This window comes from Methylorubrum pseudosasae (assembly GCF_029504475.1).
GTDB lineage: Bacteria > Pseudomonadota > Alphaproteobacteria > Rhizobiales > Beijerinckiaceae > Methylobacterium > Methylobacterium extorquens.
In genome coordinates, this window is the sequence record NZ_JAQGDU010000002.1 from 2,767,776 (window position 1) to 2,794,197 (window position 26,422).

Below are 26,422 nucleotides of genomic sequence, written 5' to 3' on the forward strand. Positions count from 1 at the left end.
CGGTTTCGATGTCTCTCGACCTCACGCTGATCTGGGCCGTCCTGATCGCCACCGCCGTGTTCCTCTACGTGGCGATGGACGGGTTCGATCTCGGCATCGGCATCCTGTTCCCGGCCATGTCGGCCAAGACCGATCGGGACGTGATGGTGAACTCCGTCGCCCCCGTGTGGGACGGCAACGAGACCTGGCTGATCCTCGGCGGCGGCGGCCTCTTCGCGGTCTTCCCGCTGGCCTACGTGACGATCCTGCCGGCGCTCTACATGCCGCTGATCCTGATGCTGCTCGCCCTCGTCTTCCGCGGCGTCGCCTTCGAGATGCGCTTCCGCATGGTGACAGTTCGGGGGCAGCTCTGGTGGGACCGGGCCTTCTCCTGGGGCAGCTACGTCGCGGCCTTCTGCCAGGGCATCGCGCTCGGCGCCCTCGTCCAGGGCATCCGCGTCGAGGGGCGGGCCTATGCCGGCGGCTGGTGGGACTGGCTCACCCCCTTCTCCCTGCTGACCGGCGTGGCGCTGGTGGTGGGCTACGCGCTCCTGGGCGCATGCTGGCTCATCTGGAAGACGGGGGGCGAATTACAGATCCGCGCTTACCGCCTCGCCCGCCCTCTGGGTCTGGCGACCTTGCTCCTGATCGCGATCATCTCGCTCACGATGCTCGTCCTCAGCGCCCCTTTCCGCGAGCGCTGGCTCTCCTTCCCCGGCATTCTCGTCGGTGCGCCGGTGCCCGTGCTCGTCGGGCTGCTGGCTTTGCGCTTCCAGCGCTCGCTGGAGCGGCGGGAGGAGATCATGCCCTTCCTCTGTGCACTCGGCTTCTTCCTGCTCTCTTACATCGGGCTCGCCATCAGCTTTTGGCCGATGATCGTGCCGCCGGACATCTCGATCTGGGCCGCGGCCACGCATCCGAGCAGCCAGGCCTTTCTCCTCGCCGGTGCGGTGGTGCTGGTCCCGATGGTGCTCGGATACACGGCCTACGTGTACTGGCTGTTCCGCGGCAAGGTCACACCGGAATCCGGGTATCACTGATGGGTCTTCATCAGCCGACGGCGGACCCTGCCTTCAGGCCCGACGCCGCACGGGTTCGCAGCGAGACGATCACCGGCAAGCTTCGGCGGATCGGCTGGTTCGTTCTGCTCTGGACGATGAGTGTCGTCAGCCTGACGCTCATCGCCCTCCCGCTTCGGTGGCTGCTGAAATCGACCTGATCGGCGCTTCGAACAGGGGCGCGGACCGAACAGGCGGTTCGGTGCGCGAGCTCGCGCGTCGGGCACGCCCCGTCGGGAACAGCCCTCTGCGATGAAGAACCCGCAAATCCCTGACGGTCTCGGGTGGAGGCATACAGGAATTGGATTGATCATCGTCAAGGTGCTGGCCTGCCCGCCTCGGCTATACTGTCGGTCTTGCAGGGATTGGCCATGCCTCAGTTCGATCCGTTTGCCGGCGCCGACTTGGATCGCCACGTCGCCACCGTCGCCCATCCTGACGAAGAGGCCCGGTTGAAACACTGATTGGTAGATTTTCCAATTCACCGCCCGCCAATCGATCAATCATAATGGAGGATGCGCCATGCGAGGCGTTGCAATGCTCGTTGCTGTTCCGGTGATGATGATGGGAGTCAATATCTATACTGCGACAACGGCGATGAGCCGGCCGGGCCAGATCATGACGACGCGCGACATGAATATCGAGTGTCGCGGCAATGGATGGGTCGGACGCGGTGCGAGAGATTGCTGCAGCGGTCGCTGCCGGGTTCTGAAATCGAAGCGATGCAAGTGCATCGGCAATAAGCCGTCGTTCTAGAGCGCATTCCGGCGAAGTGGTCACCGGTTCGTCGAAAGAAAGCGCGTCAAACCCCCGGAGGCGGACATGACGATGACCGGCATGTTCACGCTCCGGGTCTGGGTGGTCGCTGCAACGCTCTCCGCCGCGTGCCCGCCCGCCATTTCGACGGCGTTCGCGCAGGCCGAGCCGACGGGCCCCCCCGTCGTTGGCATCATCGCGGCGCGCAAGGAGCCGATCACCCAGACGGAGCAGTTCATCGGCCGCATCGAGGCGAAGCAGCGCGTCGACATCGTCGCCCGGGTGACGGCGTTCATCGAGAAGCGGCTCTTCGTCGAGGGCACGGATGTCGAGGAAGGCGCGCTCCTCTACCTCCTCGAGCAGGGCCCGTTCCAGGCGGTCGTGGCCGCGCAGAAGGCGCAGATTGCGCAGGTCGAAGCGCAATTGGAGAACGCGCGTCTGACGACACAGCGCGCCCGAACCCTGCTCGGCGGGCCGGCCGGGCAGCAATCGACCTACGACGCAGCCCTCGCGAACGAGCGGGCCTTGGAGGCGCAGCTCCAAGGCGCACAAGCCCAACTCGACACGGCGCAGATCAATCTCGGTTACACGGAGATCCGCGCGCCGATTGCGGGCCAGATCGGGCGCACGTCCCTGACGATCGGCAACGTCGTCGGGCCGGGCTCCGGGGTGCTGACGACGATCATCAGCCAGGACCCGATGTTCGTGACGTTTCCGGTGCCGGTCCGTGAAGCGATCAATCTGAGAGCGCGCTATGGGCCGACGGGCGGATTCGGCGCCGTCCTGATCCGGGCGCAACTCCCGGACGGCCGCTTCTACGATCACACCGGGACGCTCGATTTCGTCAACAACACCATCGCGACGAACACGGACACGATCCTGCTTCGCGGCGTGCTGCCGAACCCTCCGATCTTCGGTCAAACCCGCAGCTTGCTCACCCTTCGTGAACTCACGGATGGCGAGTTCGTGACCGTGTTCCTTGAGGGCGTCGAGCCGGTCGAGGTGGTCGCGATTCCTCGCGCCGCCGTCCTGGCCGACCAGCGGGGCAGCTACGTCTACGTGATCGGGCCGGGGAATAAGGCCGAGGAGCGTCGGATTCAGCTTGGCCAGTCGAGCACGACGCTCGCGGCGGTGACGAGCGGCCTCAAGGTCGGAGAGCAGGTCATCGCCGAAGGCTTGCAGCGGGTCCGCGCGGGCGAGACGGTCTCGCCCAAACCCGCCGACGCCATTCTGCAGAGGATGATGCGGAATTCGGCCGCGAACGCGGACCGCGCGGGGCCGGCTGCGTCCGTTTCGGCGCCGGCCGGACAAGCTCCGACAGGAGCCGCCAGCGGCGCCGGTCCGAGCGCGAGCGGCAGCCCGAACAGCCGGCGCTAGCGCAGCATGGGACGCCGCCTCCCGTTCCGCCCCCCTTGTCCCGCTCCGCGGCCCCTCGTCCCGGATCGCACTTCGTTTGTCCCAGGCGACCGAGCCCGAGGCGCGTCATGATCTCATCCATCTTCGTGGACCGCCCCCGGCTCGCGATCGTCATCGCGCTGATCATCACGATCGCCGGGGGGCTGGCGCTGCTCCGGATCCCGGTCGCGCAGTTTCCCGACATCGTGCCGCCGCAGGTCAGCGTGTCGGGGATGTATCCGGGGGCCTCCGCCGAGGTCGTCGAGGCGAGCGTCGCCCAGCCGCTTGAGGCGCAGGTCATCGGCGTCGACCGCATGATCTACATGAAGTCCACGAGTGCCAATGACGGCAGCTACAGTCTGGCGGTGAGTTTCGACCTCGGCTCCGACCCGGATATCAACACGGTCAGCGTAAACAACCGCGTCCAATCGGCCTTGTCGCAGCTCCCGTCCGAGGTGCAGCTGCAGGGGCTCAAGGTGCAGAAGAAGTCGTCCGCGATCCTGCTGTTTGCCGTCCTCTACAGCGAGACGGGCGCGCAGGACCCGCTCTTCATCACGAACTACGCCATCATCAACGTGCTCGACGAGATTTCGCGCACGGCCGGAGTCGGTCAGGCCAACCTGTTCGCGCGGATGAACTACTCGATGCGCATCTGGTTCGACACGGATCGCCTGACGAGCCTGAATTTCGCGCCGTCGGACGTGGTGGATGCCATCCGGGCGCAAAGCGTTCAGGCGCCGGTCGGCCGCATCGGCGCGCCGCCGATCACGAGCGAGCAGCAGATCCAGATGAACGTGCAGACGCAGGGTCGCTTGTCGACGCCGGCACAATTCGGCGCGATCGTCTTGCGGACGAATTCCGACGGCTCCGTGGTGCGCATCCGCGATGTCGCCCGAGTGGAACTCAGCGCGCAAAGCTTCGACAGCGAATCCCGGCTCGACGGCCGCCCCGGCGTCCCCGTCGCCATCTATCTCGTGCCCGGCGCCAACGCGGTGCGGACCGCGAGCGCCGTGAAGGCAACTCTGGAGAAGCTCTCGGCGCGCTTCCCGGCAGGCTTGCGATACGTGGTCGTGCACGATTCCACGACCTTCGTGAAGGACACCATCTCCGAGGTGCTGCGGACGCTGGCCGAGGCCTTCGTCCTCGTCGTCCTCGTCGTGTTTCTGTTCCTCGGAAATCTGCGGGCGACGGTGATCCCCGCCATCGCCGTGCCGGTGAGCCTCATCGGCACCTTCGCGGTGCTCTACGTGCTCGGCTACTCGGCCAACACCGTGTCGCTCCTGGCGATGGTGCTCGCCATCGGCATCGTGGTCGACGACGCCATCGTCGTCGTCGAGAATGTCGAGCGGGTGATGGAGGAGCATCCGGAGCTGTCGCCGGCCGAGGCGACGAAGCTCGCCATGACGCAGATCACGGCCCCCATCATCGCCATCACGCTCGTGCTCCTGTCCGTCTTCGTTCCGATCGCCTTCATCCCGGGCGTGTCGGGAACGCTGTTCCGGCAATTCGCCGTCACGATCAGCGCTGCGATGCTGATCTCGGCGATCAACGCGCTGACCCTTTCGCCCGCGCTCTGCGGGGTGTTCCTGCGTCCCACGCGTGCGCGGCGGGGCATCATGGGCCGGGTGCTCAACGGAATCGACTGGGTGCGGGACCGCTATGCAGGGGGCGTCCGCCGCCTCGTCCGCGTGTCCGCGCTCTCGCTCGTGCTGGTTCTCCTGTTCGCGGGCGGCATCTTCGGCCTCTCGCGGATCACGCCCGCCGGCTTCCTTCCGGAGGAGGATCAGGGCGCCTTCTTCGTCTCGGTCCAACTGCCCGACGGCGCCTCGGTGGCCCGCACGAGTGCGGTCGCGGCGGAGGTCGAGAGGCTCCTGAAGGACATGCCCGGCGTCAATCAGGTGCTTGCGATCGTCGGCTTCTCGCTTCTGGACGGGGCGGCCGAGCCGAATTCCGCGTTCCTGGTGGCGCAGCTCAAACCCTTCGCCGATCGCCGAAGCGCGGCGGAATCCGCCGGGGCCCTGATCGGGCGCGCTTACGCGGCGGCCGCGACGATCGGGCAGGCAACGGTCCTGCCCTTCAACCTTCCGCCGATCGTCGGACTCTCCACGAGCGGCGGCTTCGAATACGTGCTCGAGGCGCGCGAGGGCCAGGACCCGGCCGCGACCGACGCGGTCGTGCGCGGGCTCGTCGCGGCGGCGAACCGCGACCCGCAACTCGCCCGCGTCTTCTCCACCTTCACGGCGTCGAATCCCTCGATCTTCCTCGACATCGACCGCACCAAGGCACAGGTGCTCGGGCTGGCGATGAGCGACGTCTTCAGTTCGCTCCAGGCGACGCTCGGCGGGGTCTACGTCAACAATTTCAACCTCTACGGCCGCACCTGGCAGGTGAATGTGGAGGGCGAGGCGGACAACCGGGGCGACATTCGCGACATCTGGAACATCTATGTCCGCGGTGCCTCGGGCCAGATGGTGCCGGTGCGTTCGGTCGCGAGCGAGCGCATCGTGCTCGGACCGCAGGTGCTCACCCGCTATAACAATTTCCGCGCCGTGAGCGTGAACGGCAGCGCGGCGCCCGGCATCTCCTCCGGCGCCGCGATGGCCGCGATGGAGCAGATCTCGGACCGGACCCTGCCGGAAGGCTACAGCTACGAGTGGACCGGGACCGCCTATCAGGAGCAGCAGGCCTCCGGGCAGACCTGGATCGTCCTCGGCCTCGCCTTCCTGTTCGCCTACCTGTTCCTCGTCGCCCTCTACGAGAGCTGGACGATCCCCATTCCGGTCCTGCTGTCCGTCGTGGTCGGCGCCTTCGGCTCCTACCTGGCCGTCAAGCTCGCCGGCCTTTCGCTCGATCTCTACAGCGAGATCGGCCTCGTGGTGCTGATCGCGCTTGCGGCCAAGAACGGCATCCTGATCGTCGAGTTCGCGAAGGACCAGCGGGAGGCCGGCGTGCCGATCCGGGAGGCCGCGATCCGCGGCGCCGAACAGCGGTTCCGCGCCGTGATGATGACCTCCATCGCCTTCATCCTCGGCCTGGTCCCCCTCGTGATCGCGACCGGCGCGGCCCAGATCAGCCGTCGCGACGTCGGCACCGCGGTCTTCGGCGGGATGATCGCGGCCAGTTCGATCGGCATCTTCCTCGTGCCGATGCTCTACGTCACGGTCCAGACCCTGCGCGAGCGCGTGAGCAAGGGGAAGGCGAGGCAGGCTCAGCCCGCCTGACCGGTGGGCGGGGCGCCCGCGAAACCGCCTCCGTGGGACTTCGGTGAGTCCCACCGAGACATCCGTTCCGGGGACGGACCGCGTGAAGTCCAGGGTTTGCCGGCGATCAGCGAGAGGAAGGGGCGAGGATGAAGCCGGAAGATCAACCCGCTCCGCCCTGGCAGCAGGCACGCTTCGTCGCCGTGGCCCTGATCACCGGTGCCCTCACGGGTGTGTTCGGCGGCCTCTTCCACCTCGCCATCGACACGATCATCGATTGGCCGGCATGGCTCGCCGGCCAGACCGCCGGTTGGCGGTTGGTCGCGGCGAGCGCCGTCATCACCATGGCGGCCACGGTCTTTGCCGTGTTCATCACTCGGCGCTTCGCCCCCGAAGCGAGCGGGAGCGGGGTTCCGGAGATTGAGGGGGCCATCGCCGGCATCCGGCATGTGCGCTGGGAGCGCGTGCTGCCGGTGAAGTTCATCGCCGGCATCGCGGCGATCGGCTCGGGCCTGGTGCTTGGCCGCGAGGGGCCGACCATTCACATGGGCGGCTCGGCGGCGCTCGCGGCGTCCGAGATGTTCCGGGTGAAGGACGTCGACCGGCGGGCTCTGCTGGCGGCCGGCGCGGGGGCGGGTCTCGCCTGCGCCTTCAATGCCCCGATGGCGGCCGTGCTGTTCGTCATCGAGGAAACGCGCAAGCAGTTCCCCTACAGCTTCCGGAACTACATGGGGGTGTTCGCCGCGGCGATCACCGGAACCGCGGTGACCCAGATGATCTCAGGCGCGCGGCCGGACCTGCCGCTGTCGGCCGGGGCAGCGGCGCTGGCTTCGTTGCCGGCCTTCGCCGTGCTGGGCATCATCCTGGGTGCGGTGGGCGTGCTCTTCAATCGATGCATCCTGGCGATGCTGGACCTCGCCGCCGCATGGCAGAAGCGCGCCCCCTATGTCTGGCCTGCCCTGGTCGGACTGCTCGTGGGCGCCCTGCTGATCGTCGCGCCGCGCACCGCGACGGGCGGGGAACAGGTGATTTCACAGATCGCCGTTCTGACCCCGAGTGCGGGCGTGTTGCTGATCCTGGCGGTCGCCCGGCTGTTCACGTCGGTTGTCTGTTATTCCGTCGGCACGCCGGGGGGTATTTTCGCGCCGATCCTGTCGCAGGCGACCTGCATCGGTTTGGCCTTCGGCCTGCTCGCGCAGATGGTGTTCCCCGAGGTCTTGTCCGGCCTCGGGGTGACGCCGGTCTCCTTCGGCATCGTGGCGATGGCCGCGCTCTTCAGTGCGACGGTGCACGCCCCGGCCGTGGGTGTGGTGTTGGTGCTCGAACTCACCACCCGCCTACGCGCTCGTCCTGCCCATGCTGACGGCCTGCCTCACGGCCAGCCTCGTGGCCCAATGGCTCGGCGGCCGTCCGATTTATGGACAGATGTTGGAGCGCGCCCTTGCCCAGGCCGGCAGGGTCCCAGCCAAGGGCTCGGATATCGGTCTGGCTGCCGATCGGGATCGTGCGACCCACTGAACCGCCTCAAGGCCTGCAAGGCGATCGCTGAAGGCTCGCATCCGCAACGTCACACGGGTGGGGGCGGCGGCGGAGGCGGTGGGGGTGGTGGGGGCGGCAGGGGCAATACCGGCGGAGGCGGCGGAGGGGGCAGAGGCGGAGGCGGCGGAGGCGGCAAAACCAACGGCGGCGGCGGAGGGCCGGGCGGAGGCGGTGGCGGGAGGGGCTGCGCGAGCGTCACCGTGCTGGTCGCAAGTGCCGCAGTGATGATGATCCATCGCTTCATCATGAGCGAACCTCCATCGCGCTTGCCGGCCTGTGCGGCTCTTCGGACAACACTGAAACGACAGAAGGAGGCTCGTTCGAACCGCGCTTCATCCTCGGCTCCTCTGGTCCCCGTGGACCCTCTCAATCGGCCCTGCCCGAGGCCTGCCGGTCCGTGGCCTAGACAGGTCTGAGTCTCGAGCGCGCCGAAATCGGTCCCTGAAATCAGCGCTCGACCAGCTGCAGAAGGGATGAGGCTGGTCGATCGGCCGAGTGATTGACGGCCGAGTGCTGTCGAAGCACGCGTTCGGCAAGGGCATTCAATGATGCCGTCCGATCTGCATCAGAACACCTTCTTCAGCTCACCATCGATCTTCGACCATAGGGAAGCGGTCGGCGCCTTCCTGCATTCTTCAGCGACCAGGGGCGTGACCTTCTCGACCCCGGCGATATCGATCGCCACCACATCGGGCTTCTTCTGGCCCTGTTTGTAGCCTGCGGCCCATGCGACGACTTTCGGTTTGAACGTGTCTTCGAACCCGTTGAACTCCTCGCAGGTGACTTTCTCGAGGGGCTTGCTCGCCAGTTTTTCCTGATTCTTGTCGGTGCTCTTCCCGCTGGTGGTTTCGGCCTGAACGAGACCGGCGGATAAGACGACCGCAAGGGCAGACAGCAGGTAAGTCTTCAAAGATCCTGTGCGCATGATGAGCTCCTTTGCCTTGGGTTGATGCCATCGACCGCATCTCGTCGAACTTCAGAATGCCGAAGTTCGGCGACCTAGAGCGCTTTCCGACGAAGTGGACGCCGGCTCGGCGAAAGAAAGCGCGTTGAAACAAAGACCGAGAGACGCCGGCCTGATACCGTCAGGTCGGATACGGCTCTGGCCGTCCAACAGATCTCAGTGCGACAGGCCGATCGCCGGTCGCGCCAACGTCAAATGATGATGACTTATGATTTGATGCAGCTTGAAGGTCGGCTTGTTTGTTTGATTGAGGCCAGGAAACCAAATCGGCAGGGTCAGCCGGGCCAAACACGAAGATGAGGAGGTCCGCTTATGTTAGGTCTGATCGGGAGGATCATACCGTCGAAATCTGACGTCCCAACTATAGCTTGAACGGCCGTCGCTCAGCGAGGTTCCGGGCGGCTGCAACTTAAAAGATACGAACCGCGCCGGATTGCATGGCAAGAGCGATCCGATCGCCGATCCGGCTTGGGCGCAGGATAGCCTCGCTCTGCCGGCAGGAGCGCCCCGTGAGCATCGGTATACTTACCCGATGACGGGTTGGGCCGGCACGGTACGCTCCTGATCGCCCGCAATGCTTTCGGCATCGAGGCGGACACCGCCGAAGCGGGCGATCCGGAGCGGATCAGCCCTCCTTGGTCAGGGGGACGGCGATGAAGCGGGTTTGGCCCCTGGCGCTCTTCACCCGCATCAGCACGGCCTTGCGGCCGCTCGATTCCGCCGCGCGGATCTGTGCCTGCACCTCGGAGGGCTTCGAGACGCTGGTGCCGGCGACATCCAGGATCACGTCGCCCTGGGAGATGCCCCTGGCCGCGGCCGGACCGTCGGGATCGACATCCATCACCGCCACGCCCTCGTCGCCGAGGCCGGTCTCGCTGGCCGGCGCGAGGCTGAGGCCGAGCCGGGCCTGACCGCTCGGCGCGTCGTCGCCGCGCCGCGTCACCTTGCTGTCGCCCGGCAACGTGCCGAGTTCGACGGTGGCCACCTCGCTCTTGCCGCCCCGCAGATAGGCGAGTTTCACCTCGGTGCCGGGCTTGAGGCCGGCGATCAGCCGCGACAAGTCGCGAGCGTTGTTCACGGGCACGCCGTTGACCGACTCGATCACGTCGCCCGATTTCAGGCCGGCCTTGGCCGCCGGCGTGCCGCTCTCGGCGTCATTGACGAGCGCGCCCTTGGCCTTGTCGAGGCCGAGCCCCTCGGCGATGTCCTTGGTCACCGGCTGGACCTGCACGCCGAGATAACCACGCACCACCTTGCCGTCGGTGCGGAGCTGATCAACCACCGTCTGCACCGTCTCGGCGGGGATCGCGAAGCCGAGGCCGACCGAGCCGCCGGACGGCGAGGCGATTGCCGTGTTCACGCCCACGACCTCACCATTGACGTTGAAGGTCGGGCCGCCGGAATTGCCCTTGTTGATCGGCGCGTCGATCTGAAGGAAGTCGTCGTAGGGGCCGGCGCCGATGTCGCGACCGCGGGCTGAGACGATGCCCACCGTCACCGTACCGCCGAGGCCGAACGGGTTGCCGATGGCCAAGACCCAGTCGCCGACGCGGGGCGCGCCCTTGCCGAACTGGACATAGGGATAGCTGCCGCTCTCGGTGATCTTCAGGAGGGCGATGTCGGTCTTGGAGTCCTTGCCGATCACCTTGGCGTCGAGGGTGCGGCCGTCGTCGAGCGTGACCTGCACGGTCTTGGCCTTGTCGACGACGTGGTTGTTGGTGACGACGTAGCCGTCCGCCGAGATGATGAAACCGGACCCGACCCCGCCCCGCGGCCGCATGCCGCGACCGCCCGGCCCACCCTGGCCGAAGCGCTTGAAGAACTCGCGCAATTGCGGCGGCACCTGCTGCAGGTTGGGGCCGCCGGGGCTGTCGTCGTCATCGTCGGCGCTGTCGTCGAGCTTCACCTTCACGGCGACGACGCCCGGCTTCACCTTATCGACGACGTTGGCAAACGAGCCCGGCGGCTGATCGGGTGCCTCGATCGGGGTCTTCGGCAGGGCCTGGGCGTAAGCCGGGGTCATGGGCCCGGTCAGGCCGAACCCGGCCGCGCCGCCTGCGACGAGGGCGGCTGCGGCGACAGAGGCGATGGCGCGGCGGCGGACAGTCAGGGGCATGGAAGTCTCCGAACATCAATCACGGGAGCCTGCCGCCCGATCGCGCCGGAACGCGACCGGACGCCGGACTATGAGACAATGAACGAAAGTGTAGGTTGTGCCCTCCGATCATTTGATCAAACAAGTCGCAGCTCGACCCCGTGCGGCATCAGCTATTCGTCGTCAGAAGATTTGAGGCGAACTGGCTCGCCGCACGAGAGGAATGACTTGAATTCTGCCAGCCGGTCCGCTTTCCATGCGAGTGACCCTGGCCCGGCACATTGGCCCGCAGGCTGTACATCAGGGCGGACCACGCCTGGGCGGATCCCATCGCGTCCGCGCGGCGACGAGCCTCTCAGCCCGTGAGAGCCTGCAAACTGGTGTTGATCTCGCCGACACCGTGTGCGGCCGTCTGCATGCTGGACGAGATCTCCTGAGTGATGGCGTTTTGCTCATCGACGGCCGAGGCGATACCGGTCACCGTCTCCCGTACCGACCCGATCGCCTGCACGATCGAGAGCAGGGCACCCACCGCTTCCTCCGCGATTCCCTGCATCCCATGGATGTCCTGTGCAATCCGCGTCGTCGCCTGGGTCACTTGGTTCGACAGGTTCTTCACCTCGCCGGCCACCACAGCAAAACCGCGTCCGGCCTCTCCCGCCCGCGCCGCCTCGATCGTCGCATTGAGGGCCAGAAGATTGATCTGCTGACCAACGCCCTGGATGAGTTGGACGACGCCGTTCATCGCCGCGGCGGCGTCCTTCAGCTTCGCTGTGGAGCGGTCCGCCACGACGGTCTGATCGTGGATGGCGTCCACTTCGGAGCGCGAGCGGGCCAGGCTCCGGGCGATGTCACCGATCGAAGCACTCAGCTCCTCCGCAGCCGAGGCAACGGTCTGCACGTTCATCAGCGTCTGGCTTGAGGCGCCGGTCGCTGCGTGCTGGGCCGCCGTTTTGGCCGTGATGTCGGTGGCGTATTTCACGACCTTGAACGGCTTGCCGTCCGCATCGAAGATCGGGTTATAGCTCGCCTGGATCCAGACCGCCCGCCCGCCCCTGCCGAGGCGCTTGAACACGCCCGCCCGGTACTCACCCCGCCGCAGGGCCTCCCACAGCTGCAGGTACTCCGCTGACCGGGCCTGAGAGGGCTCGACGAAGGTCCGATGGTGCTGGCCGCGGACCTCGTCCAGCCGATAGCCGACAACGCTCAGGAAGTTCTCGTTGGCGTCGAGGATGGTTACCATCCATGTCGAAATGGATGACGCCCTGCGACCGGTTGATGGCCGCGATCTGCCCCGCCACGTCGGCCCGGCGCAGCTTGTCCTGAGTGATGTCGGTCGCAAACTTCACGACCTTGTACGGGTTGCCCTGGCTGTCGCGAACCGGATTGTAGATGGCCTGCAGCCAAATCTCCCGTCCATCCTTGCCGATGCGCTTGTACTCGGCGCGCTGGAACTCGCCGCGCGCCAGAGCGGCCCAGAACGCGCGATAGGCTTGGCTTTCGCGTTCTGCCGGAGCGACGAACAGGCTGTGGTGCCGGCCCTGCACCTCTTCCAGCTTGTAGCCGACAGTGTCGAGGAAGCCGGTATTGGCCATGAGGATGGTGCCATCCAGGGCAAACTCGATTGTGGCGCGCGAGCAGCTGATGGCCTCAAGGACCGCCGCGTGATCAGCGCTGCTCTGCTGCTGCGCCGTGACATCGACCGCGAGGAGAACGATTTTGCTCACCCGACCGGTACGGTCGAGCACGGGGCAGTAGCTGACCTGCAGCCAGATCGCGTCGCGCTGCTTGGTGAGATGCCGAGAGCACGCGGTCCGGGACTCGCCTCGGGTCACCGCCGCCCAGAGTTCCTGCTGCTCCGCGCGGGTCGCCTCGTACGGGTCCCGGACGACATCCAGTGTGTGGCCCTGCAATTCGTCGAAGCTATACCCAAGCCAGTCGAGATAGCATGCATTGGCACTCAAGACGGTGCCAGCCGGCGTGAGCTCCACCATGCCATGCGCACGACCGAAAGCGTGCAACACGGCATGATCGCCGCGAAAGAACAGCGACATGCATCCATCCCAGAGGCGGCATTGTTCGATTGAACCGCGCCCCTTTGGAGGACGGGAGCGCCGCACTGCCGCCAGGCGGTCTGCCGTTGGACAAGATGGGCAATCAGGTCCTAAAAACTCGTTAAACGACCTATTGATCTTTGTTGTTACTGATTTTTCTCACAAGTTGTACGCCGGGATCGGCCGCATCATGCCCGAGAAATACAATTCCTTCGCCTTCCAGAGCCTCCTTGATTTTTACTGTCGTGGACGGGCTACTTGGACGGCTTTGCTCATCCGCCTCCATTCGTTTGATGGTATTCGGTGAGAGGCCGGTTTTCAGGCTCAGCTCGTCGATGGACCAGCCGAGCATCGCCCTGGCCGCACGAACCTGCAGGCCTGTGATCAGGGATGGCGTTTCGGTACGCGGCCTACCCTGTGCGAAATGTGGGAAGACCCCGTTTTGCCCGGATGCAAGGGTTCTCAACCAGATTTCATCTGTAATCACCTGTGCCAATCGGGCTAACAGCCGGCTGTCTTCTTCGTCGAAGGCGCGCAACTTCCTGTCGATGAGGCAGAGCGAGCCGATCCTTGTCCCTGGTGCGACGATGAGGGGCGCGCCCGCATAGAAGCGGATGAAGGGTTCCCCGGTCACGAGCGGATTCAGGGCGAAATCAGCATGGGCGCGCGCATCGGGAACCACGAACACGCTGTCGTGCAGGATCGTATAGTTGCAGAAGGCCTGTTCCCGCGGCGTGCCCGAGACGTGCAGGCCACACTTGGCCTTGAACCATTGTCGGTCCTCATCGAGCAGGGAAATCAGCGCGATCGGGACATCGAAGAGAGTCTGGGCCAGCTGAGTGATGCGGTCGAAGGCTGGATCCGGTGGTGTGTCGAGCAGCTGCAAGCGATGCAAGGCGGCAAGCCGCCGGCTCTCGCTCTGGCCCGGCGGCATGGGCCATGTCAGTGCTGTTCTGGTCATCGCTTGCACAGCCGATCCGCTCTAGAGACGCCGACCCCATTGCATCAGGCCGGCGTCTCTCGGTCTTTGTTTCACCGCGCTTTCTTTCGCCGAACCGGCGTCCATTTCGTCGGAAAGCGCTCTGACAGGCGGCTTTGTATCAAGGCCGCGACGTACAACGGAGAATGAGTCTGATCGGCGCGGGAACGATATCCCACGCCGATGAAGAGCGGACCGTTGTAGGTTGAGCGTCTTGGCTCAGTGACGCCTGGGGCTGCATGGCAGCGATGCAGAAGGGTCAACGCCAAGATCGATTGCACAAAATGCAAATATTGTCCTGTCATGCCCGCCGCGTCTTCGAGCCGTATCGCTTAAGATTGGGCGTTCGAGCCTGCAATCGTCGTGGCCGCATTATCGCGTGAGCCCAACTCCGGCGTCGCTCACGTCGTGGCGTTCGCTTCGGCGGGCGTCATCGCAACAAGGACGATCAAGCCGATCAAGACCATGATCGGCAGCGCGATACAGCCGAAGGCCAGATGGGCGATCCCGAAGGCGCCGCACAGAGCGCCCGCGGCGAAGGTCACGATGGCCGGTAACACCCGCAGCAGCCGCGCGCGCGTCTGAGCCGGGTTCCCTGACGTTCTCAGGGCAAGATCCATGGCATCGATGACCGCTTGACTGACGCTCACGGTCATCACCGTGGTCGGAGCGAGATGGCCGAGGGAGAGACGACCGATCGCGTTCTGCACGCCCATGGCCGCGACAGCGAGCATGCCGACGATCAGAGCCGGGGCACCGTCCGGCGCATCGAGTGGCGCCCATAGGGACCCGCACAAGCCGAAACCCGCGAGGAGAACGGCCTCAACGGCGAGCAGCCAAGGCAGCGGATCGGCATCCCGCCGCTGCAGGAGCAGCGCAAGGACACGGGCCCCCGCCACGGCCGCCATGAAGACGGGCAGAGCCAGAAGCTTCGCCAGCACGCCGGTCGAACTCGCGACCAATTCAGCACCGATCAGGACGAAATTTCCGGTGACATGGGCCGTGAACAGGCCTGTCAGCGCGATGAAAGCCGCGGCATCGACGAAGCCGGCGACGAAGGCAAGGGCGGTTCCAGCGGATGTGCCGCCATCCGTGATCTGCGGCTTCACGAGGCTTTCCCTAGTTTGTAGGCGGCGGAGGCGGCGCCCTGCGCTCAAGCCGCATTCGACCTGATTTGCATCAGGCCAGCGCCTCCAGGCCTTTGGTTCAACGCGCTTTCTTTTGCCGAACCGGCGGCCGCTTCGTCGGAAAGCGCTCTAGTCGTCGAGTGGCGTTTCCGTCATGGCCGCCGGAATCTGTGGGCTGGCGTAGTAGTCCGGCCAAGTCTTGCACAGGAGCATGACCACAATGACCAGCACGACGGTCGCAAGAAGGAAGGCGAGCGCTTCCGTGACCTGATGCGCCCATCGGCCGGATGCCGGGATTGCGACGAAGCCGCCGAGGAAGATCATGGCGATGGCAACGGGAGCGGTCACTGAGAGGCTCGGCGATGGTGCTGCGAATCGGGTTCGGCCCGGACCCTAAGCCCGCCGGGCTCCCGAGCGGTAAGGATATCGGCTATCACGAACCGTGATGAGCAACCTCAATGTCGACCAGATCCGCTCCTTCCTGGCCGTCCTTGAAAGCGGCAGCTTCACGGCCGCTGCGCAGACCCTCGGCCTGCAGCAATCCACGGTCAGCGGGCATATCGCGCGGCTGGAACAGGCGCTGGGCCGCTCCCTCCTCATGCGGGACACGCATCGGGTCGCCCTGACGCCGGACGGCCAAGCCATGATCGGCTTTGCGCGCGACGTGCTGGAGGCGCACGACCGGCTTCGCGCCTTCTTCTCGCCGGGCGGCCTGCGCGGCCGCATCCGCCTCGGCGTCTCCGAGGACTACACGCTGTCGGCCCTGGCCCAGGTTCTGGCGCGGTTCGCGGATGGCCACCCTTCCGTCGATCTGCAGCTGACCGTTGGTCTCAGCCGGGCCCTCTACCAGGGCTACGATGCGGGCGAACTGGACGTGATCTTCTGCAAGCGCCGCCGCGGCGATCCGCGCGGTGAATTGGCCTGGGCGGAAGAGCTGATCTGGGTGGGCCGGCCCGGCTTCGTCCCCGATCCGGCATTGCCCCTGCCCTTGGTCCTCTATCCGCCGCCCTCGATCACGCGCACCCTGGCGCTCGATGCCCTCGAAGCGGCGGGGCGTTCCTGGCGGATCGCCTGCACCAGCGGCAGCCTGATGGGGCTGCGCGCCGCCGTCGAAGCCGGTCTGGGCATCGCGCCGCACTCGGCCCAGGTGACGCCACCCGGACTGGCTCCGATTCTGGAGACGGCCGGATTGCCTCCGATCGGCCAGGTCGAGTTCGTGGTGCTCGGCTCGGGCCGACAGCATCCCGCCGCGACGGCGTTACAGGAGGCGATCCTCGCAAGCACGGCGGAGCTTCAAGCCGTTCCCGAAGGGTGAGGCTCTCGATGCCGAGCCTCGCGCCGCATGTCCCTAGGGCGATGGCCGGTGGCAAGGAGAAATGGAAGTAAGACCGAAACAAACGCTTTCGGATGCGAGTAGTTGATCCCATGGGCGGCGCCCGGGATGACAGCAAGACGGCCGCGAGGCAGGGCCGCTGCAAGGCTCGTCACAAATGCATAGGGGACGATGTAGTCACGCGTGCCCCAAACCACGAGCGTCGGCTGCGTGACTCGGAGCACCTTCTCTCCGATGCGGTTACCGACCATGCTGCGTAAGGTCAGGATGTAGCGCTTGATCCCACCACGGGCATAGTCAGCGAGCGCTACCCAAGCGAGCGACCAGCGCTCGAACGGTGCAATGGCAAAGAAGCCGAGCACTTGCCGGACGAGGCCGCGCGACTCGGGGTCCGGCGTCGGCCCCTGCAGAACAAGGCGGTCGACGCGCTGCGGGTGAACGAGGGCCAATTCGACCAACACCTCGCAGCCGAGCGAATTGCCGATCAAGGCCGCGCGATCGATCCCGATCGCGTCCATCCAGGCCGCCAGCGCATCGGCCAACTCGCGAACCGTGAGCACGTGAGGAGGCTTGTCGCTCAAGCCGAAGCCGGGCAGGTCAGGCGCGTAGACACGGCGGTAAGGGGCGAGTTGCCGCGCGAGCGGGATCATGTAGCGGCTCGACATCCCGAGCCCGTGGACCAGGATCACGGGCAGGCTGTCATCGGGTACGGGATCGACCGAGACACGGGCATGCATCGTCCGGCCGTTAACGCGGGTGTGCCTCGCCGCGAGCCGGCCCAGATGGTGGCTTTGCTCCCCCCTGGCACGCCGTCGAGCCAGGGAGTTCACCAGGGCCAGACGAACCAGGATTGCGCCAGCCGTCACAACGATCCACCGCAGGGGCACGCAACTTCCCGTTTCAGTCAAAGCCGATCTCGAACGAAGCGCCGAGAAGAACCAGCCCCGCGAAACGCAACGGCTCAAGAGATTGTTTCGGAGGGCCCAGCTTCCAGCCGTCCGTCAAGGCCAAAGGCGGGCGGCGTCGGCAAGCGGGACGCATTACTATCCTTGATGCCTCCGAGCGTTTCAAGCCTGAAGGGGGCCCAAATCACCCCGAAGCTGCCGGGAGAAGCAAAGCTGCAAAACCGTGGTCAACATGATGTTTGATTCAAGTCATTGCTGAAAAATCGCCGGCCCATGATTGTCAGCGCCGGCATGCTCCCATGATGTCGACGATTGGCCCGATTGTTTGTGTACGGCTCTCGATCGGACCTCTGAAACGTATAAACGTCGAGGTGATGCTTGGGCAAATCAATATTTCAATAAAATGCTTGAATAGGGATATATTTCAATGATGCGGATTCGTGCGACCAGAATTCTTGTGTCGATCGCGACGTTTTGGGCCATGCTTCAAGTCGTTGTTGAACCCGCAGGCGCCTGCTCCCGCTTCGTTTACCTTGGACGAGACGGCAAGGTTTTCACGGCCCGGTCGATGGACTGGGAAAAGCCCATCGGAACCGACCTCTACATCCTGCCGCGAGGGATGGCGCGCAATGGTGAGGTCGGGCCTGCTTCGATCCGGTGGACGTCGAAATATGGATCCTTGGTCGCGACAGCGTTCGACAATTCGACCTCGGACGGCGCCAACGAAGAGGGCCTTACGGCCAATGTGCTCTGGCTTGAAGAGTCGCAGTACCCGGCTTTCGACGGCAAGGGCCCGCCTGGATTGGCAATCTCAGTCTGGGCGCAATACGCTCTCGACAATTTCGCGACCGTCGATGAAGCCGTTGTCGCCCTTGAGAAGCAACCCTTCACGCTCGTGACGAGCGTGATTCCCGGCACTCAGGTCATCGCAAATGTCCATATGTCCCTGTCCGATTCCAGCGGGGACAGTGCCATTATCGAATATATCGACGGCAAGCAGGTCATCCATCACGGCCGCCAATACCAAGTGATGACGAACTCTCCGACCTACGAACAGCAGCTTGCCCTTGCATCCTACTGGTCACAGATCGGCGGAACGGTCATGCTGCCCGGTACGAACCGCGCGTCCGATCGCTTCGCCCGCGCCTCCTTCTACGTCAAATCGATCCCACAGGATGGAGACCCGGATCACCTCTTGGCCAGCGTATACGGCATCATACGCAATGTTTCCGTGCCGCTTGGGCTTTCGACGCCGGAGAAACCGGAAATATCCTCCACACGCTGGCGCACGGTCTTCGATCACAAGCGCCGCCTCTATTTCTTCGAATCGGCGCTTTCACCCAACACGTTCTGGACCGACCTGAATCAGATCGATTCCTCCAAGGAAACGGGGAAAGTGCTGAAACTCGATCTCGGCGTCGATCAGGCCAACGTCTTCGCCGGAAACGCGACACGGTCCTATCGCGCGTCGGAGCCTTTTCCCTTTGCCGGACTGCCGCGATAGAGGCCGCTACAAACCGGCTGCGAGCAGAGCAGCCTTTCGGAGCATGAGGCGGACGAAGGCGACGAGATGCAGGTCGGCCAGCGCGCCGGCAGAGCGCTCGTCGTCTTCGACGAGGCGGCGGAAGCGGCTGGCCCAGGCGAAGGAGCGCTCGACGATCCAGCGCCTGGGCGGCAGCTTTATTGTTGTCTTGTATCGCTTCCACCTGTGTGCGCCATGAAGAAGCGCACCATCTCGCGGCTGGCGTCCGGACCGCGCGGATCCGTGTAGGTGCCGTTCGGGCTTCCGCCGGACCACGCATGACCCGCTCCATGCAGAACCCACTGCTCCAACACCGCTCGGCCCGAAGGATCGGACTGAACGCTGCGGGTGTAGGGCATGCCGCCCGGGCTCTCCCCGTGAGTGACGACCGTCTCCAAGGCTCCCTCCGGCTTGGCCTGAGCGATGATGCGGTCGCCGTTGGCCGCGTTGACGGTGCGGTCCGCATCGCCGTGGAAGACGATGGTCGGGACCGACACGCGCGCGCCCGGCGGCCGAGCCGTCCCGCCGCCGTTCATGGCCGCAAAGGCGGAGGGCATATCCTTGGCCGCGCCATAGGGAAGCCCGGAATGGACGCCGATCGCCGCGAACAGATCCGGGTAGGTCGCCGCCATGATCGCTGCGGCCGCTCCGCCGGCCGACAGTCCCGCGACGTAGACCCGTCTGGGATCGGCCGAGAATTCGCGGATGACGTCCTGGGCAATCCCCGCGATCAGCGAAGGCTCGCCCGAGCCGCGCTGCTGATCGGCCGCGTTGAACCAGTTCCAGCACTTCTGCATGTTGGCCGATTGCGGCTGGCCGGGATAGGCCACCAAGAAGGTCTGCTCTTCGGCCAACGCGTTCATCCGCGTTCCGGCCGCGAAGTCGTCGGGCGACTGGGTGCAGCCGTGCAGCATGACGACGAGTGGAAGCGCTTGGCCGGTATAGCCGCTCGGGACATAGACCTTGTATGTCCGGCTGCCCGCCGCGTTCGAGAATGTCCGCTCCTCGTATCGAGCCCCATCCGGGACGGGGATCGGAGCTCGCTGAGGCGATCCGAGACCATCCGCGAGGCCGGAGATCCCGCCCATCTTGGGAAAGCGCTCGCGCAAGGAGCGCAGGGTCTCTGCAAGCCCTTGCCGTTCCGAGGGACTTGTCCGGTCAGTGGGCGCTTCGCCAGCTGTCCCCTGACCGAAGCCCAGTGCGGTCCACGCCCCACCCGGGGCCCGAGGCGCGACCATGTCGATCGTCGACGCGGGTCGTGCGGTGCTGGCGTCCTTGTCGGGTGCACCCTCCGGCGTGCCCGCTTGCGGCTGGGCAGAGGCCGGGCGTCCCTGAAGGAGGGCCATGGCTTCCGTGAGCTGGCCGGCGCGGGTGAGACGGGTCACCTCACCCATGTCGATGCCGGAGAATGCGTTCATGATCACGATCCTGAATGAGGTGGACGGGCCGGGGCGCGTGTCCGGCTTCGCCGCGAAGGCGGTGAGGCGAAGGGATCAGGCCGTACGGTCGGCCAGGGCGGCCTTGACCGCCGGTTTGGCGTGGAAGGCGCCGAGCACTTGCACGGAGGCGATAGCGGCACGGGCGAGTTCCGGCGTCACATCGGAGGCGATGCTGGCGAGGCCGAGAACCTGGATGTGGAGCGGAGCGCCCGCGTCTCTTGCCGCTTCGAGGTCCTGCCGGGTGTAGTGAGACAGGCCCAGGCTGAGCTTCTTGCGGGCCAGTGACTGCGTGACGGCATCGCCCTGACGGTCGAGCTGGTTGCGCACGGCCGTTCGGATGAAGTCGGCGCGATTGGCATAGAAGCCGTCTCGAACCAGCAGATCGATACGGCCGAGATCGACAAAGCCGAGGTTGATCGTCAGCTTTTCACTGTCGGGCGCTCTCGGACGGAGATCTGGAACATCATCTGCCATCTCAAGACCATCCTCAAACCATCCCGTTGGATGGTCCTGAGATGGTGTGCTTATGGTGTCATACAAGGGGCGGGCTTTTGCGCCTCCCCAAGCTGAGATCGCACGCGATGACGCGCTCGCTCTGACCGACGTGACGTTGAGCGCATCGCTCTACCTCGGCATCGAAGTTGATGGCGCGCTGATCCTCTCGGAGCAGACCAAAATCTGAATCGACGCCGCGGTCGCAGTGGCTGCGGCGAGCCAATGTCATGGTCGCCCCCGAGGGTTCGAATGGCCCCTTGCAGACCTTCCGCCCTGCCGGCTCGAATGTCCGATTGGAAGGCAGAAGCGGACCGGTAGGCGGTCACGACAACAGCAGGTTCAGGCACATTAGCGGCCCTGCATCCATCGAGCTCAATGCCCGACGTTGTCTCGCGAGGAACACCGTCCGACCCGCCGCTTTGCCATCCGTGCAGGGCGACGCCGCGGACGGTCAAGGTTTGGAGTTCAGGCAGAATTCCGGCTGACGGCAGGGTGCCGCGTTCGGCCGGGATGTCGGCTAATTCGCGCATGACGCGGTCTCAGATTTTTCGGCGTGGAAGCGGTCGAGTGAGTTCTCGCGGCAGCGCTCGCCCCTCGCGAACGAGGCGTTAGGCTTCCAACGCCACGTCACCTTCAGGCTCGGCATGGCAGGCCAGGATGTAGCCATCCTCCCGATCGGCGTCGCTGAGTGCGTCCTGCACTGGCATCCGGACTTTTCCGTTCTTCAGCTTCACCCTGCAGCTTCCGCACGTCCCGGAGCGACAGGCGCTGCCGATGCGGACCTTCGCCTCGTCAGCCACATCGAGCAGCGTCGCTCCGTCCCATGACGTCGACGTCTTGCCGGTGTCCAGGATCCTCACCTTGCCGACGAATTTGCCGGACTTTCCGGTCCTTCTGGTCGGGTCGCGCCGGCCCGTTCCGAAGACCTCGGTCCGTATCTGGCCGTCCGGCACGCCCAAGTCGAGCAGGACTGCCTTGACCGCATCCCTCATCGGCGTTGGTCCGCAGATGTGGGCGCCGTGAGCCTCGCTTGCTTCTCTGTTCGAAGTCCAAACCTCCGTTTTTCGTGGAGCCGCCGGCTGGCAGACGAAGGCCATTGACGATACATGACGGCCATAATAAATTATGCCTGTCATTTTAAGCTCTCAATCGGCCACGGGGGAACGGGCTATGGATGCGAGATGGGTAATCGGTCTGACCGGTTTGGCCCTTGCGGCCTGCTCGCCGGCCGAGACGGCCGTGAACCCGGAGCCGCCCCTCGTCCAAGTGACCGAGGTCGCCCCAAGCTCCGGCGTCGTGTCCCGCTACACCGGCGTGATCAGGGCCCGCACCGAGAGCAACCTTGGCTTCCGGGTAGGGGGCAAGATCTTCGAGCGTCTCGTCGATCCGGGTGACCGCGTGCACCTCGGCCAGCCGTTGATGCGCCTCGACCGGACCGACTTCACCCTCGCCCTCAATGCTGCGCGCGCCTCCGTCGAGGCTGCCCGCGCCCAGATGATCAAGGCCAAGGCCGACGAGGAGCGTAGCCGTAAGCTCGTGGCCGACGGCTGGACCTCGAAGCAGACCTACGACCAGAACAAGGGTGCGGCCGATGCAGCCATCGCCCAGTTCGCCAATGCCGAAGCCCAGGCCGGCCAGATCGAGAACCAGGCAGGTTACGCCGAGCTCAAGGCCGATGCCGACGGCGTGGTGATGGAGGTTCCCTCCTATCCCGGGGAAGTGGTCGCTGCGGGCCAAACCGTGGTCAGGCTGGCGCGCGATGGGTCTCGGGAGGCGGAGATCTTCTTGCCTGAGGCAAGCCGTGGTCTGGCCAAGGGCGAAGCCAAGGCAACGCTCTATGCCGAGGGCGAGGCAACCTACCCGGCGCGCTTGCGGGAGTTGTCCGCCATTGCCGATCCGGCCACTCGAACTTACCGGGCGCGCTACATCCTTTCGGGTGGCGGTGAAGACGCTTCGCTCGGGGCGACCGTCACCCTGCAGCTCAAATCCCCTGATGCTGTCCGCACCGCGACAGTCGAGGTGCCCCTCGCCGCCCTGTTCGACCAGGGGCGCGGCACCTCGGTCTGGCGCTATGACGCCGCCAGCGAGACGGTGAAGCCGCAGGCCGTGCAGGTGGCCCGCATGGGCGAGGAGCGCGCCGAAGTCGCCGCCGGCCTCAATCCGGGCGACCGGATCGTGGCTCTTGGCGCCCATCTGCTGAAGTCCGATCAGAAGGTACGCCGAGCGCCCACCAGCATGACGGGGGTGGTGCGATGAGCGGCTTCAACCTTTCGGCGCTCGCCGTCCGCGAGCGGGCCGTCACCCTGTTCCTGCTGATCGCGCTGACCGGCGCGGGATTCTTCGCTTTCCAGAAGCTCGGACGCGCCGAGGACCCGGCGTTCACGGTCAAGGTCATGACGGTCTCGGCCGCCTGGCCCGGCGCCACCGCCGAGGAGATGCAGCGCCAGGTCGCCGACCCCTTGGAGAAGCGCCTGCAGGAGCTCGTCTACTACGACCGTGCCGAGACCACGGTCCGGCCCGGACTCACGGTGACCAAGGTCATCTTCAAGGACAACATGCCGCCGGCGAAACTTCAGTCGGAGTTCTACCAGACCCGCAAGAAGCTCTCCGACCAAGCTTCCGGCCTGCCGCGCGGCGTACTCGGGCCGCTCTTCAACGACGAGTTCTCGGACATCTATTTCGCCCTCTACGCCGTGCAGGCCAAGGGCCTGCCGCACCGGCAACTGGTCCTGCGCGCCGAGGACCTGCGCCAGCGCCTGCTACGGGTGCCGGGCGTCGAGAAGATCAATATCCTCGGCGAGCAGGCTCAGAAGATCTTCGTCGAGATCTCCTACCAGCGCCTCGCCACCCTCGGGATCAACGGCCAGCAGGTCTTGGCCGCGCTCGCCAACCAGAACGACGTGACGCCCGCAGGTTTCGTCGAGGCCGAGGGTCCGCGCGTCTACCTGCGTCTCGACGGGGCCATCGACGGGCTCGACGCGATCCGCAACCTGCCCGTGGCCGCCGGCGACCGCAGCCTCAAGCTCGGCGACATCGCCGAGGTGAAGCGCGGCTACGAGGACCCCCGCACCTTCGAGATCCGCAACGACGGTGAGCCCGCGCTGATGCTCGGCCTCGTGATGAAGCCTGGCTACAACGGCCTCAAGCTCGGCGAGGCGCTCAACGCAGAAGAGGTGGCGATCCACCACGAGACGCCCGTCGGCATCACCTTCACCAAGATCACCGACCAAGCGAAGGTCATCGAAGACGCCATCCACGAGTTCATGGTGAAGTTCTTCACCGCGCTCGGCGTGGTGATTTTCGTGTCCCTCGTCGCGCTGGGCTTCCGCGTCGGCATCGTGGTGGCATTGGCGGTGCCGCTGACGCTCTCGGCGGTGTTCGTTGGTGATGATGCTCACCGGCCGCGACTTCGACCGCATCACGCTGGGCGCCCTGATCATCTCGCTCGGGCTCCTCGTCGACGACGCCATCATCGCCATCGAGATGATGGTGGTGCGCATGGAGGAGGGCTACGACCGCATCGAGGCGGCGACCTATGCCTGGAGTTCGACCGCCGCGCCGATGCTGACGGGCACGCTCGTTACCATCGCCGGCTTCCTACCCGTGGGCTTCGCCGCCTCGACGGCCGGCGAGTATGCCGGCAACATCTTCTGGGTGGTCTCGTTCTCGTTGATCATCTCGTGGATCGTGGCCGTGACCTTCACGCCCTATCTCGGCGTCAAGCTCCTGCCGAGCATCAAGAAGGTCGAGGGCGGTCACGACGCCATCTACGCCACGAAGAACTACGAGCGCCTGCGGCGCGTCGTGCGGATGTCCGTCGACCACAAATGGTGGGCCGCCGGCATCACGGTCGGGCTGTTCGGCCTGGCCGTGGTCGCCATGGGCAAGGTCGAGCAGCAGTTCTTCCCGAACTCGGAGCGCCCCGAACTCATCGTCGAGGTGACGCTGCCGGCAGGCTCGGCCTTCGCCACCACCGAGTCCAGCGTGAAGCGGATTGAGGCAGCCGTGCGCGAACTGCCGGAGGCAGGCGAGATCACCAGCTATATCGGCCAGGGCATGCCGCGCTTCGTGCTCTCCTTCGACCCCGAACTGCCCGACCCGGCTTTTGCGCAAATCGTCGTACAGACCGCCGATGCCCATGCTCGGGACGCACTGCGCGTAAAGGTGCGCGAGCTCGTCGAGGAAGGCCGCTTTCCCGAAGCCCGCGTGCGGGTACTGCAGATCGTGTTCGGGCCGCCGGTCCGCTTCCCCGTCGCCTTCCGCGTGGTCGGGCCTGACCTCGACGTGATCCGCGGCATCGCGGCGGAAGTCGCGGGCGTTATGGCCTCCAACCCGAATATGCGGATGGTTCACCTCGACTGGGGCGACAAGACTCCAAGCCTGCGCCTCGCCCTGGACCAAGAGCGTCTGCGTCTGATCGGCCTGACCCCGAAGGAAGCCGGCCAGCAGTTGCAGAACTACCTCAACGGCACGCCCGCGACCCAGGTCCGCGAGAACCTGCGCTCCGTGGATGTCCTCCTGCGCAGCCCCGGTCCCGAGCGGCGCTCACTCGGCGACATCGGCGACCTGACGCTGGCCACGAAAGACGGGCGGCAGGTCCCGGTGTCCCAGGTCGCGCGGCTGGAGAGCCGTACCGAAGACGCGGTGCTCAAGCGCTACAACCGCGAGAGCTACATCCGCGTGCAGGGCGACGTGCTCGACGGCAAGCAACCGCCGGACATTCACGCCCAGGTCTTCCCACTGCTCGACCCGATCAAGGCCAAGCTGCCGCCGGGTTACCGCATCGACACGGCCGGCTCGGTCGAGGAGAGCGTGAAGGCGCAGATGTCGCTGGCAGCCGTGTTCCCGGTCATGCTGTTCGTCACGCTGACGGTCATCATGATCCAGGTTCGCTCGTTCGCCACCATGCTCATGGTGTTCGCGACCGCCCCGCTCGGTCTCGTCGGGGCCGCGCCGACCCTGCTGATCTTCCACCAGCCCTTCGGCTTCAACGCGATCCTCGGCCTGATCGCGCTGTCGGGCATCCTGATGCGCAACACCCTGATCCTCGTCGACCAGATCCACCACGACCAAGCGGCGGGCCTCGGGGATTATGAAGCCATCGTCGAATCGACCGTCCGGCGCGCCAGGCCGGTCATTTTGACGGCGGCGGCCGCGATGCTGGCCTTCATCCCGCTCACCCACTCGGTGTTTTGGGGGGCACTGGCCTACGTGCTGATTGGCGGCGTCGGTGTTGGCACGCTGCTCACCCTGCTGTTCCTGCCTGCCCTCTACGCCTTGTGGTTCCGTGTGAAGCGGGAGCCGCGCCATGCGGAGAGCGCCGCCGGAGCCGACGCGGTGCCGATGCCGGCCGGGACCTGAGGCCCGAATGACCGCCATCGATGTCCCGTCCATAGGACATCCCGAGATCGCGCGTTTGTCCTCCGAACGTGCGGTGCATCGACCGACCTGCGCTCCTGCCCTCCTCGCGCAGGTCGGTCGACAGCCTCTGCGAAAGGTATGGGACGGTCGGACACCCCAGAGTGTCCATCCCCAGCCGAAGCTTTAATACATGACTGCTCGCATCTATATGGATCCCAGCA

Annotated in this window: 17 protein-coding genes and 3 pseudogenes; 10 read left to right on the forward strand and 10 right to left on the reverse strand. The window is 65.6% G+C overall.

Going from position 1 to position 26,422, the window contains the following annotated elements:
• The first annotated feature begins 8 nt into the window (after window positions 1-8).
• The 5 genes and pseudogenes from cydB (at window position 9) to clcA (ending at window position 7,906) form a co-directional block, all read left to right on the forward strand.
• Window positions 9-1,019 carry a cytochrome d ubiquinol oxidase subunit II gene (cydB, locus tag M2437_RS13915; RefSeq protein ID WP_253387762.1) on the forward strand — a complete coding sequence of 337 codons (1,011 nt, stop codon included), beginning with the start codon at window positions 9-11 and terminating at the stop codon, window positions 1,017-1,019.
• Window positions 1,019-1,198 carry a DUF2474 family protein gene (locus M2437_RS13920; RefSeq protein WP_003598512.1) on the forward strand — a complete coding sequence of 60 codons (180 nt, stop codon included), beginning with the start codon at window positions 1,019-1,021 and terminating at the stop codon, window positions 1,196-1,198. Before cydB ends, M2437_RS13920 begins: the two co-directional genes overlap by 1 nt.
• A gap of 661 nt (window positions 1,199-1,859) precedes the next feature.
• The gene (locus M2437_RS13925) at window positions 1,860-3,170 is read left to right on the forward strand and encodes an efflux RND transporter periplasmic adaptor subunit (protein WP_253387763.1); all 1,311 of its coding nucleotides are present in this window, start codon (window positions 1,860-1,862) and stop codon (window positions 3,168-3,170) included.
• A gap of 107 nt (window positions 3,171-3,277) precedes the next feature.
• On the forward strand, window positions 3,278-6,409 hold the full coding sequence (locus M2437_RS13930; RefSeq protein ID WP_253387764.1) for an efflux RND transporter permease subunit: 3,132 nt from the start codon (window positions 3,278-3,280) through the stop codon (window positions 6,407-6,409).
• Between the two features lie 128 nt (window positions 6,410-6,537).
• Window positions 6,538-7,906 (forward strand): annotated as a pseudogene (gene clcA, locus M2437_RS13935) (H(+)/Cl(-) exchange transporter ClcA).
• A gap of 586 nt (window positions 7,907-8,492) precedes the next feature.
• Here clcA and M2437_RS13940 read toward each other — a convergent pair.
• The 6 genes and pseudogenes from M2437_RS13940 to M2437_RS13965 all read right to left on the reverse strand — a co-directional run bounded on the left by M2437_RS13940 (window position 8,493) and on the right by M2437_RS13965 (window position 15,494).
• Window positions 8,493-8,852, reverse strand: coding sequence for an acid-activated periplasmic chaperone HdeA (locus tag M2437_RS13940; RefSeq protein ID WP_253387766.1), 360 nt, complete (start codon window positions 8,850-8,852; stop codon window positions 8,493-8,495).
• A 664-nt stretch (window positions 8,853-9,516) separates the two neighbouring features.
• A complete protein-coding gene (locus M2437_RS13945; RefSeq protein WP_253387767.1) occupies window positions 9,517-11,007 on the reverse strand; it encodes a Do family serine endopeptidase in 1,491 nt (496 codons plus the stop codon).
• A 334-nt stretch (window positions 11,008-11,341) separates the two neighbouring features.
• A pseudogene (locus M2437_RS13950) lies at window positions 11,342-13,040 on the reverse strand (methyl-accepting chemotaxis protein).
• Between the two features lie 130 nt (window positions 13,041-13,170).
• A complete protein-coding gene (locus M2437_RS13955) occupies window positions 13,171-13,974 on the reverse strand; it encodes a GAF domain-containing protein (RefSeq protein WP_309247853.1) in 804 nt (267 codons plus the stop codon).
• Window positions 13,975-14,420: 446 nt separating this feature from the next.
• Window positions 14,421-15,128 (reverse strand): YoaK family protein, encoded by a 708-nt coding sequence (locus M2437_RS13960; protein WP_253387770.1) that lies wholly within the window; start codon window positions 15,126-15,128, stop codon window positions 14,421-14,423.
• Window positions 15,129-15,275: 147 nt separating this feature from the next.
• Complete coding sequence (locus tag M2437_RS13965; RefSeq protein ID WP_003598496.1) at window positions 15,276-15,494, reverse strand: hypothetical protein; 219 nt, start codon at window positions 15,492-15,494, stop codon at window positions 15,276-15,278.
• 97 nt (window positions 15,495-15,591) lie between these two features.
• Between M2437_RS13965 and M2437_RS13970 the strand changes: the two genes are divergently transcribed.
• Window positions 15,592-16,461: a LysR family transcriptional regulator gene (locus M2437_RS13970; protein WP_253387771.1), complete on the forward strand. Its 870-nt coding sequence runs from the start codon at window positions 15,592-15,594 to the stop codon at window positions 16,459-16,461.
• On the opposite strand, the gene M2437_RS13975 is transcribed toward M2437_RS13970, so the two are convergent.
• Window positions 16,440-17,366 carry an alpha/beta fold hydrolase gene (locus M2437_RS13975; protein ID WP_253387772.1) on the reverse strand — a complete coding sequence of 309 codons (927 nt, stop codon included), beginning with the start codon at window positions 17,364-17,366 and terminating at the stop codon, window positions 16,440-16,442. The genes M2437_RS13970 and M2437_RS13975 overlap by 22 nt on opposite strands.
• Window positions 17,367-17,811: 445 nt before the next feature.
• Between M2437_RS13975 and M2437_RS13980 the strand changes: the two genes are divergently transcribed.
• Window positions 17,812-18,888 (forward strand): linear amide C-N hydrolase, encoded by a 1,077-nt coding sequence (locus M2437_RS13980; RefSeq protein WP_253387773.1) that lies wholly within the window; start codon window positions 17,812-17,814, stop codon window positions 18,886-18,888.
• Between the two features lie 176 nt (window positions 18,889-19,064).
• Here M2437_RS13980 and M2437_RS13985 read toward each other — a convergent pair whose 3' ends face one another.
• Both M2437_RS13985 and M2437_RS13990 read right to left on the reverse strand, forming a co-directional pair.
• Window positions 19,065-20,324: an extracellular catalytic domain type 1 short-chain-length polyhydroxyalkanoate depolymerase gene (locus M2437_RS13985; RefSeq protein ID WP_253387774.1), complete on the reverse strand. Its 1,260-nt coding sequence runs from the start codon at window positions 20,322-20,324 to the stop codon at window positions 19,065-19,067.
• Window positions 20,325-20,399: 75 nt separating this feature from the next.
• Window positions 20,400-20,819, reverse strand: a complete 420-nt coding sequence (locus tag M2437_RS13990; RefSeq protein WP_253387775.1) for a ribbon-helix-helix domain-containing protein — start codon at window positions 20,817-20,819, stop codon at window positions 20,400-20,402.
• Window positions 20,820-20,871: 52 nt separating this feature from the next.
• Between M2437_RS13990 and M2437_RS13995 the strand changes: the two genes are divergently transcribed.
• Complete coding sequence (locus tag M2437_RS13995; protein WP_253387776.1) at window positions 20,872-21,027, forward strand: hypothetical protein; 156 nt, start codon at window positions 20,872-20,874, stop codon at window positions 21,025-21,027.
• Window positions 21,028-21,448: 421 nt separating this feature from the next.
• Here M2437_RS13995 and M2437_RS14000 read toward each other — a convergent pair whose 3' ends face one another.
• The gene (locus tag M2437_RS14000; RefSeq protein ID WP_253387777.1) at window positions 21,449-21,832 is read right to left on the reverse strand and encodes a 2Fe-2S iron-sulfur cluster-binding protein; all 384 of its coding nucleotides are present in this window, start codon (window positions 21,830-21,832) and stop codon (window positions 21,449-21,451) included.
• 178 nt (window positions 21,833-22,010) lie between these two features.
• Between M2437_RS14000 and M2437_RS14005 the strand changes: the two genes are divergently transcribed.
• Entirely contained in the window at window positions 22,011-23,096 is a 1,086-nt protein-coding gene (locus M2437_RS14005) for an efflux RND transporter periplasmic adaptor subunit (RefSeq protein WP_041358126.1), read from the forward strand.
• Window positions 23,093-26,201 (forward strand): annotated as a pseudogene (locus tag M2437_RS14010) (efflux RND transporter permease subunit). The gene M2437_RS14005 and the pseudogene M2437_RS14010 overlap by 4 nt, the downstream one beginning before the upstream one ends.
• Window positions 26,202-26,422 lie beyond the last annotated feature (221 nt).

What these genes read in the sequence shown, in the direction of transcription:
- M2437_RS13945 (WP_253387767.1), bottom strand. Translation starts at nt 11,007, where the DNA reads ATGCCCCTGACTGTCCGCCGCCGCGCCATCGCCTCTGTCGCCGCAGCC.
- M2437_RS14005 (WP_041358126.1), top strand. Translation starts at nt 22,011, where the DNA reads ATGGATGCGAGATGGGTAATCGGTCTGACCGGTTTGGCCCTTGCGGCC.
- M2437_RS13980 (WP_253387773.1), top strand. Translation starts at nt 17,812, where the DNA reads ATGATGCGGATTCGTGCGACCAGAATTCTTGTGTCGATCGCGACGTTT.
- M2437_RS14000 (WP_253387777.1), bottom strand. Translation starts at nt 21,832, where the DNA reads ATGAGGGATGCGGTCAAGGCAGTCCTGCTCGACTTGGGCGTGCCGGAC.
- M2437_RS13920 (WP_003598512.1), top strand. Translation starts at nt 1,019, where the DNA reads ATGGGTCTTCATCAGCCGACGGCGGACCCTGCCTTCAGGCCCGACGCC.
- M2437_RS13995 (WP_253387776.1), top strand. Translation starts at nt 20,872, where the DNA reads ATGGTGTCATACAAGGGGCGGGCTTTTGCGCCTCCCCAAGCTGAGATC.
- cydB (WP_253387762.1), top strand. Translation starts at nt 9, where the DNA reads ATGTCTCTCGACCTCACGCTGATCTGGGCCGTCCTGATCGCCACCGCC.
- M2437_RS13970 (WP_253387771.1), top strand. Translation starts at nt 15,592, where the DNA reads ATGAGCAACCTCAATGTCGACCAGATCCGCTCCTTCCTGGCCGTCCTT.
- M2437_RS13940 (WP_253387766.1), bottom strand. Translation starts at nt 8,852, where the DNA reads ATGCGCACAGGATCTTTGAAGACTTACCTGCTGTCTGCCCTTGCGGTC.
- M2437_RS13925 (WP_253387763.1), top strand. Translation starts at nt 1,860, where the DNA reads ATGACGATGACCGGCATGTTCACGCTCCGGGTCTGGGTGGTCGCTGCA.
- M2437_RS13985 (WP_253387774.1), bottom strand. Translation starts at nt 20,324, where the DNA reads ATGAACGCATTCTCCGGCATCGACATGGGTGAGGTGACCCGTCTCACC.
- M2437_RS13955 (WP_309247853.1), bottom strand. Translation starts at nt 13,974, where the DNA reads ATGCCGCCGGGCCAGAGCGAGAGCCGGCGGCTTGCCGCCTTGCATCGC.
- M2437_RS13990 (WP_253387775.1), bottom strand. Translation starts at nt 20,819, where the DNA reads ATGGCAGATGATGTTCCAGATCTCCGTCCGAGAGCGCCCGACAGTGAA.
- M2437_RS13930 (WP_253387764.1), top strand. Translation starts at nt 3,278, where the DNA reads ATGATCTCATCCATCTTCGTGGACCGCCCCCGGCTCGCGATCGTCATC.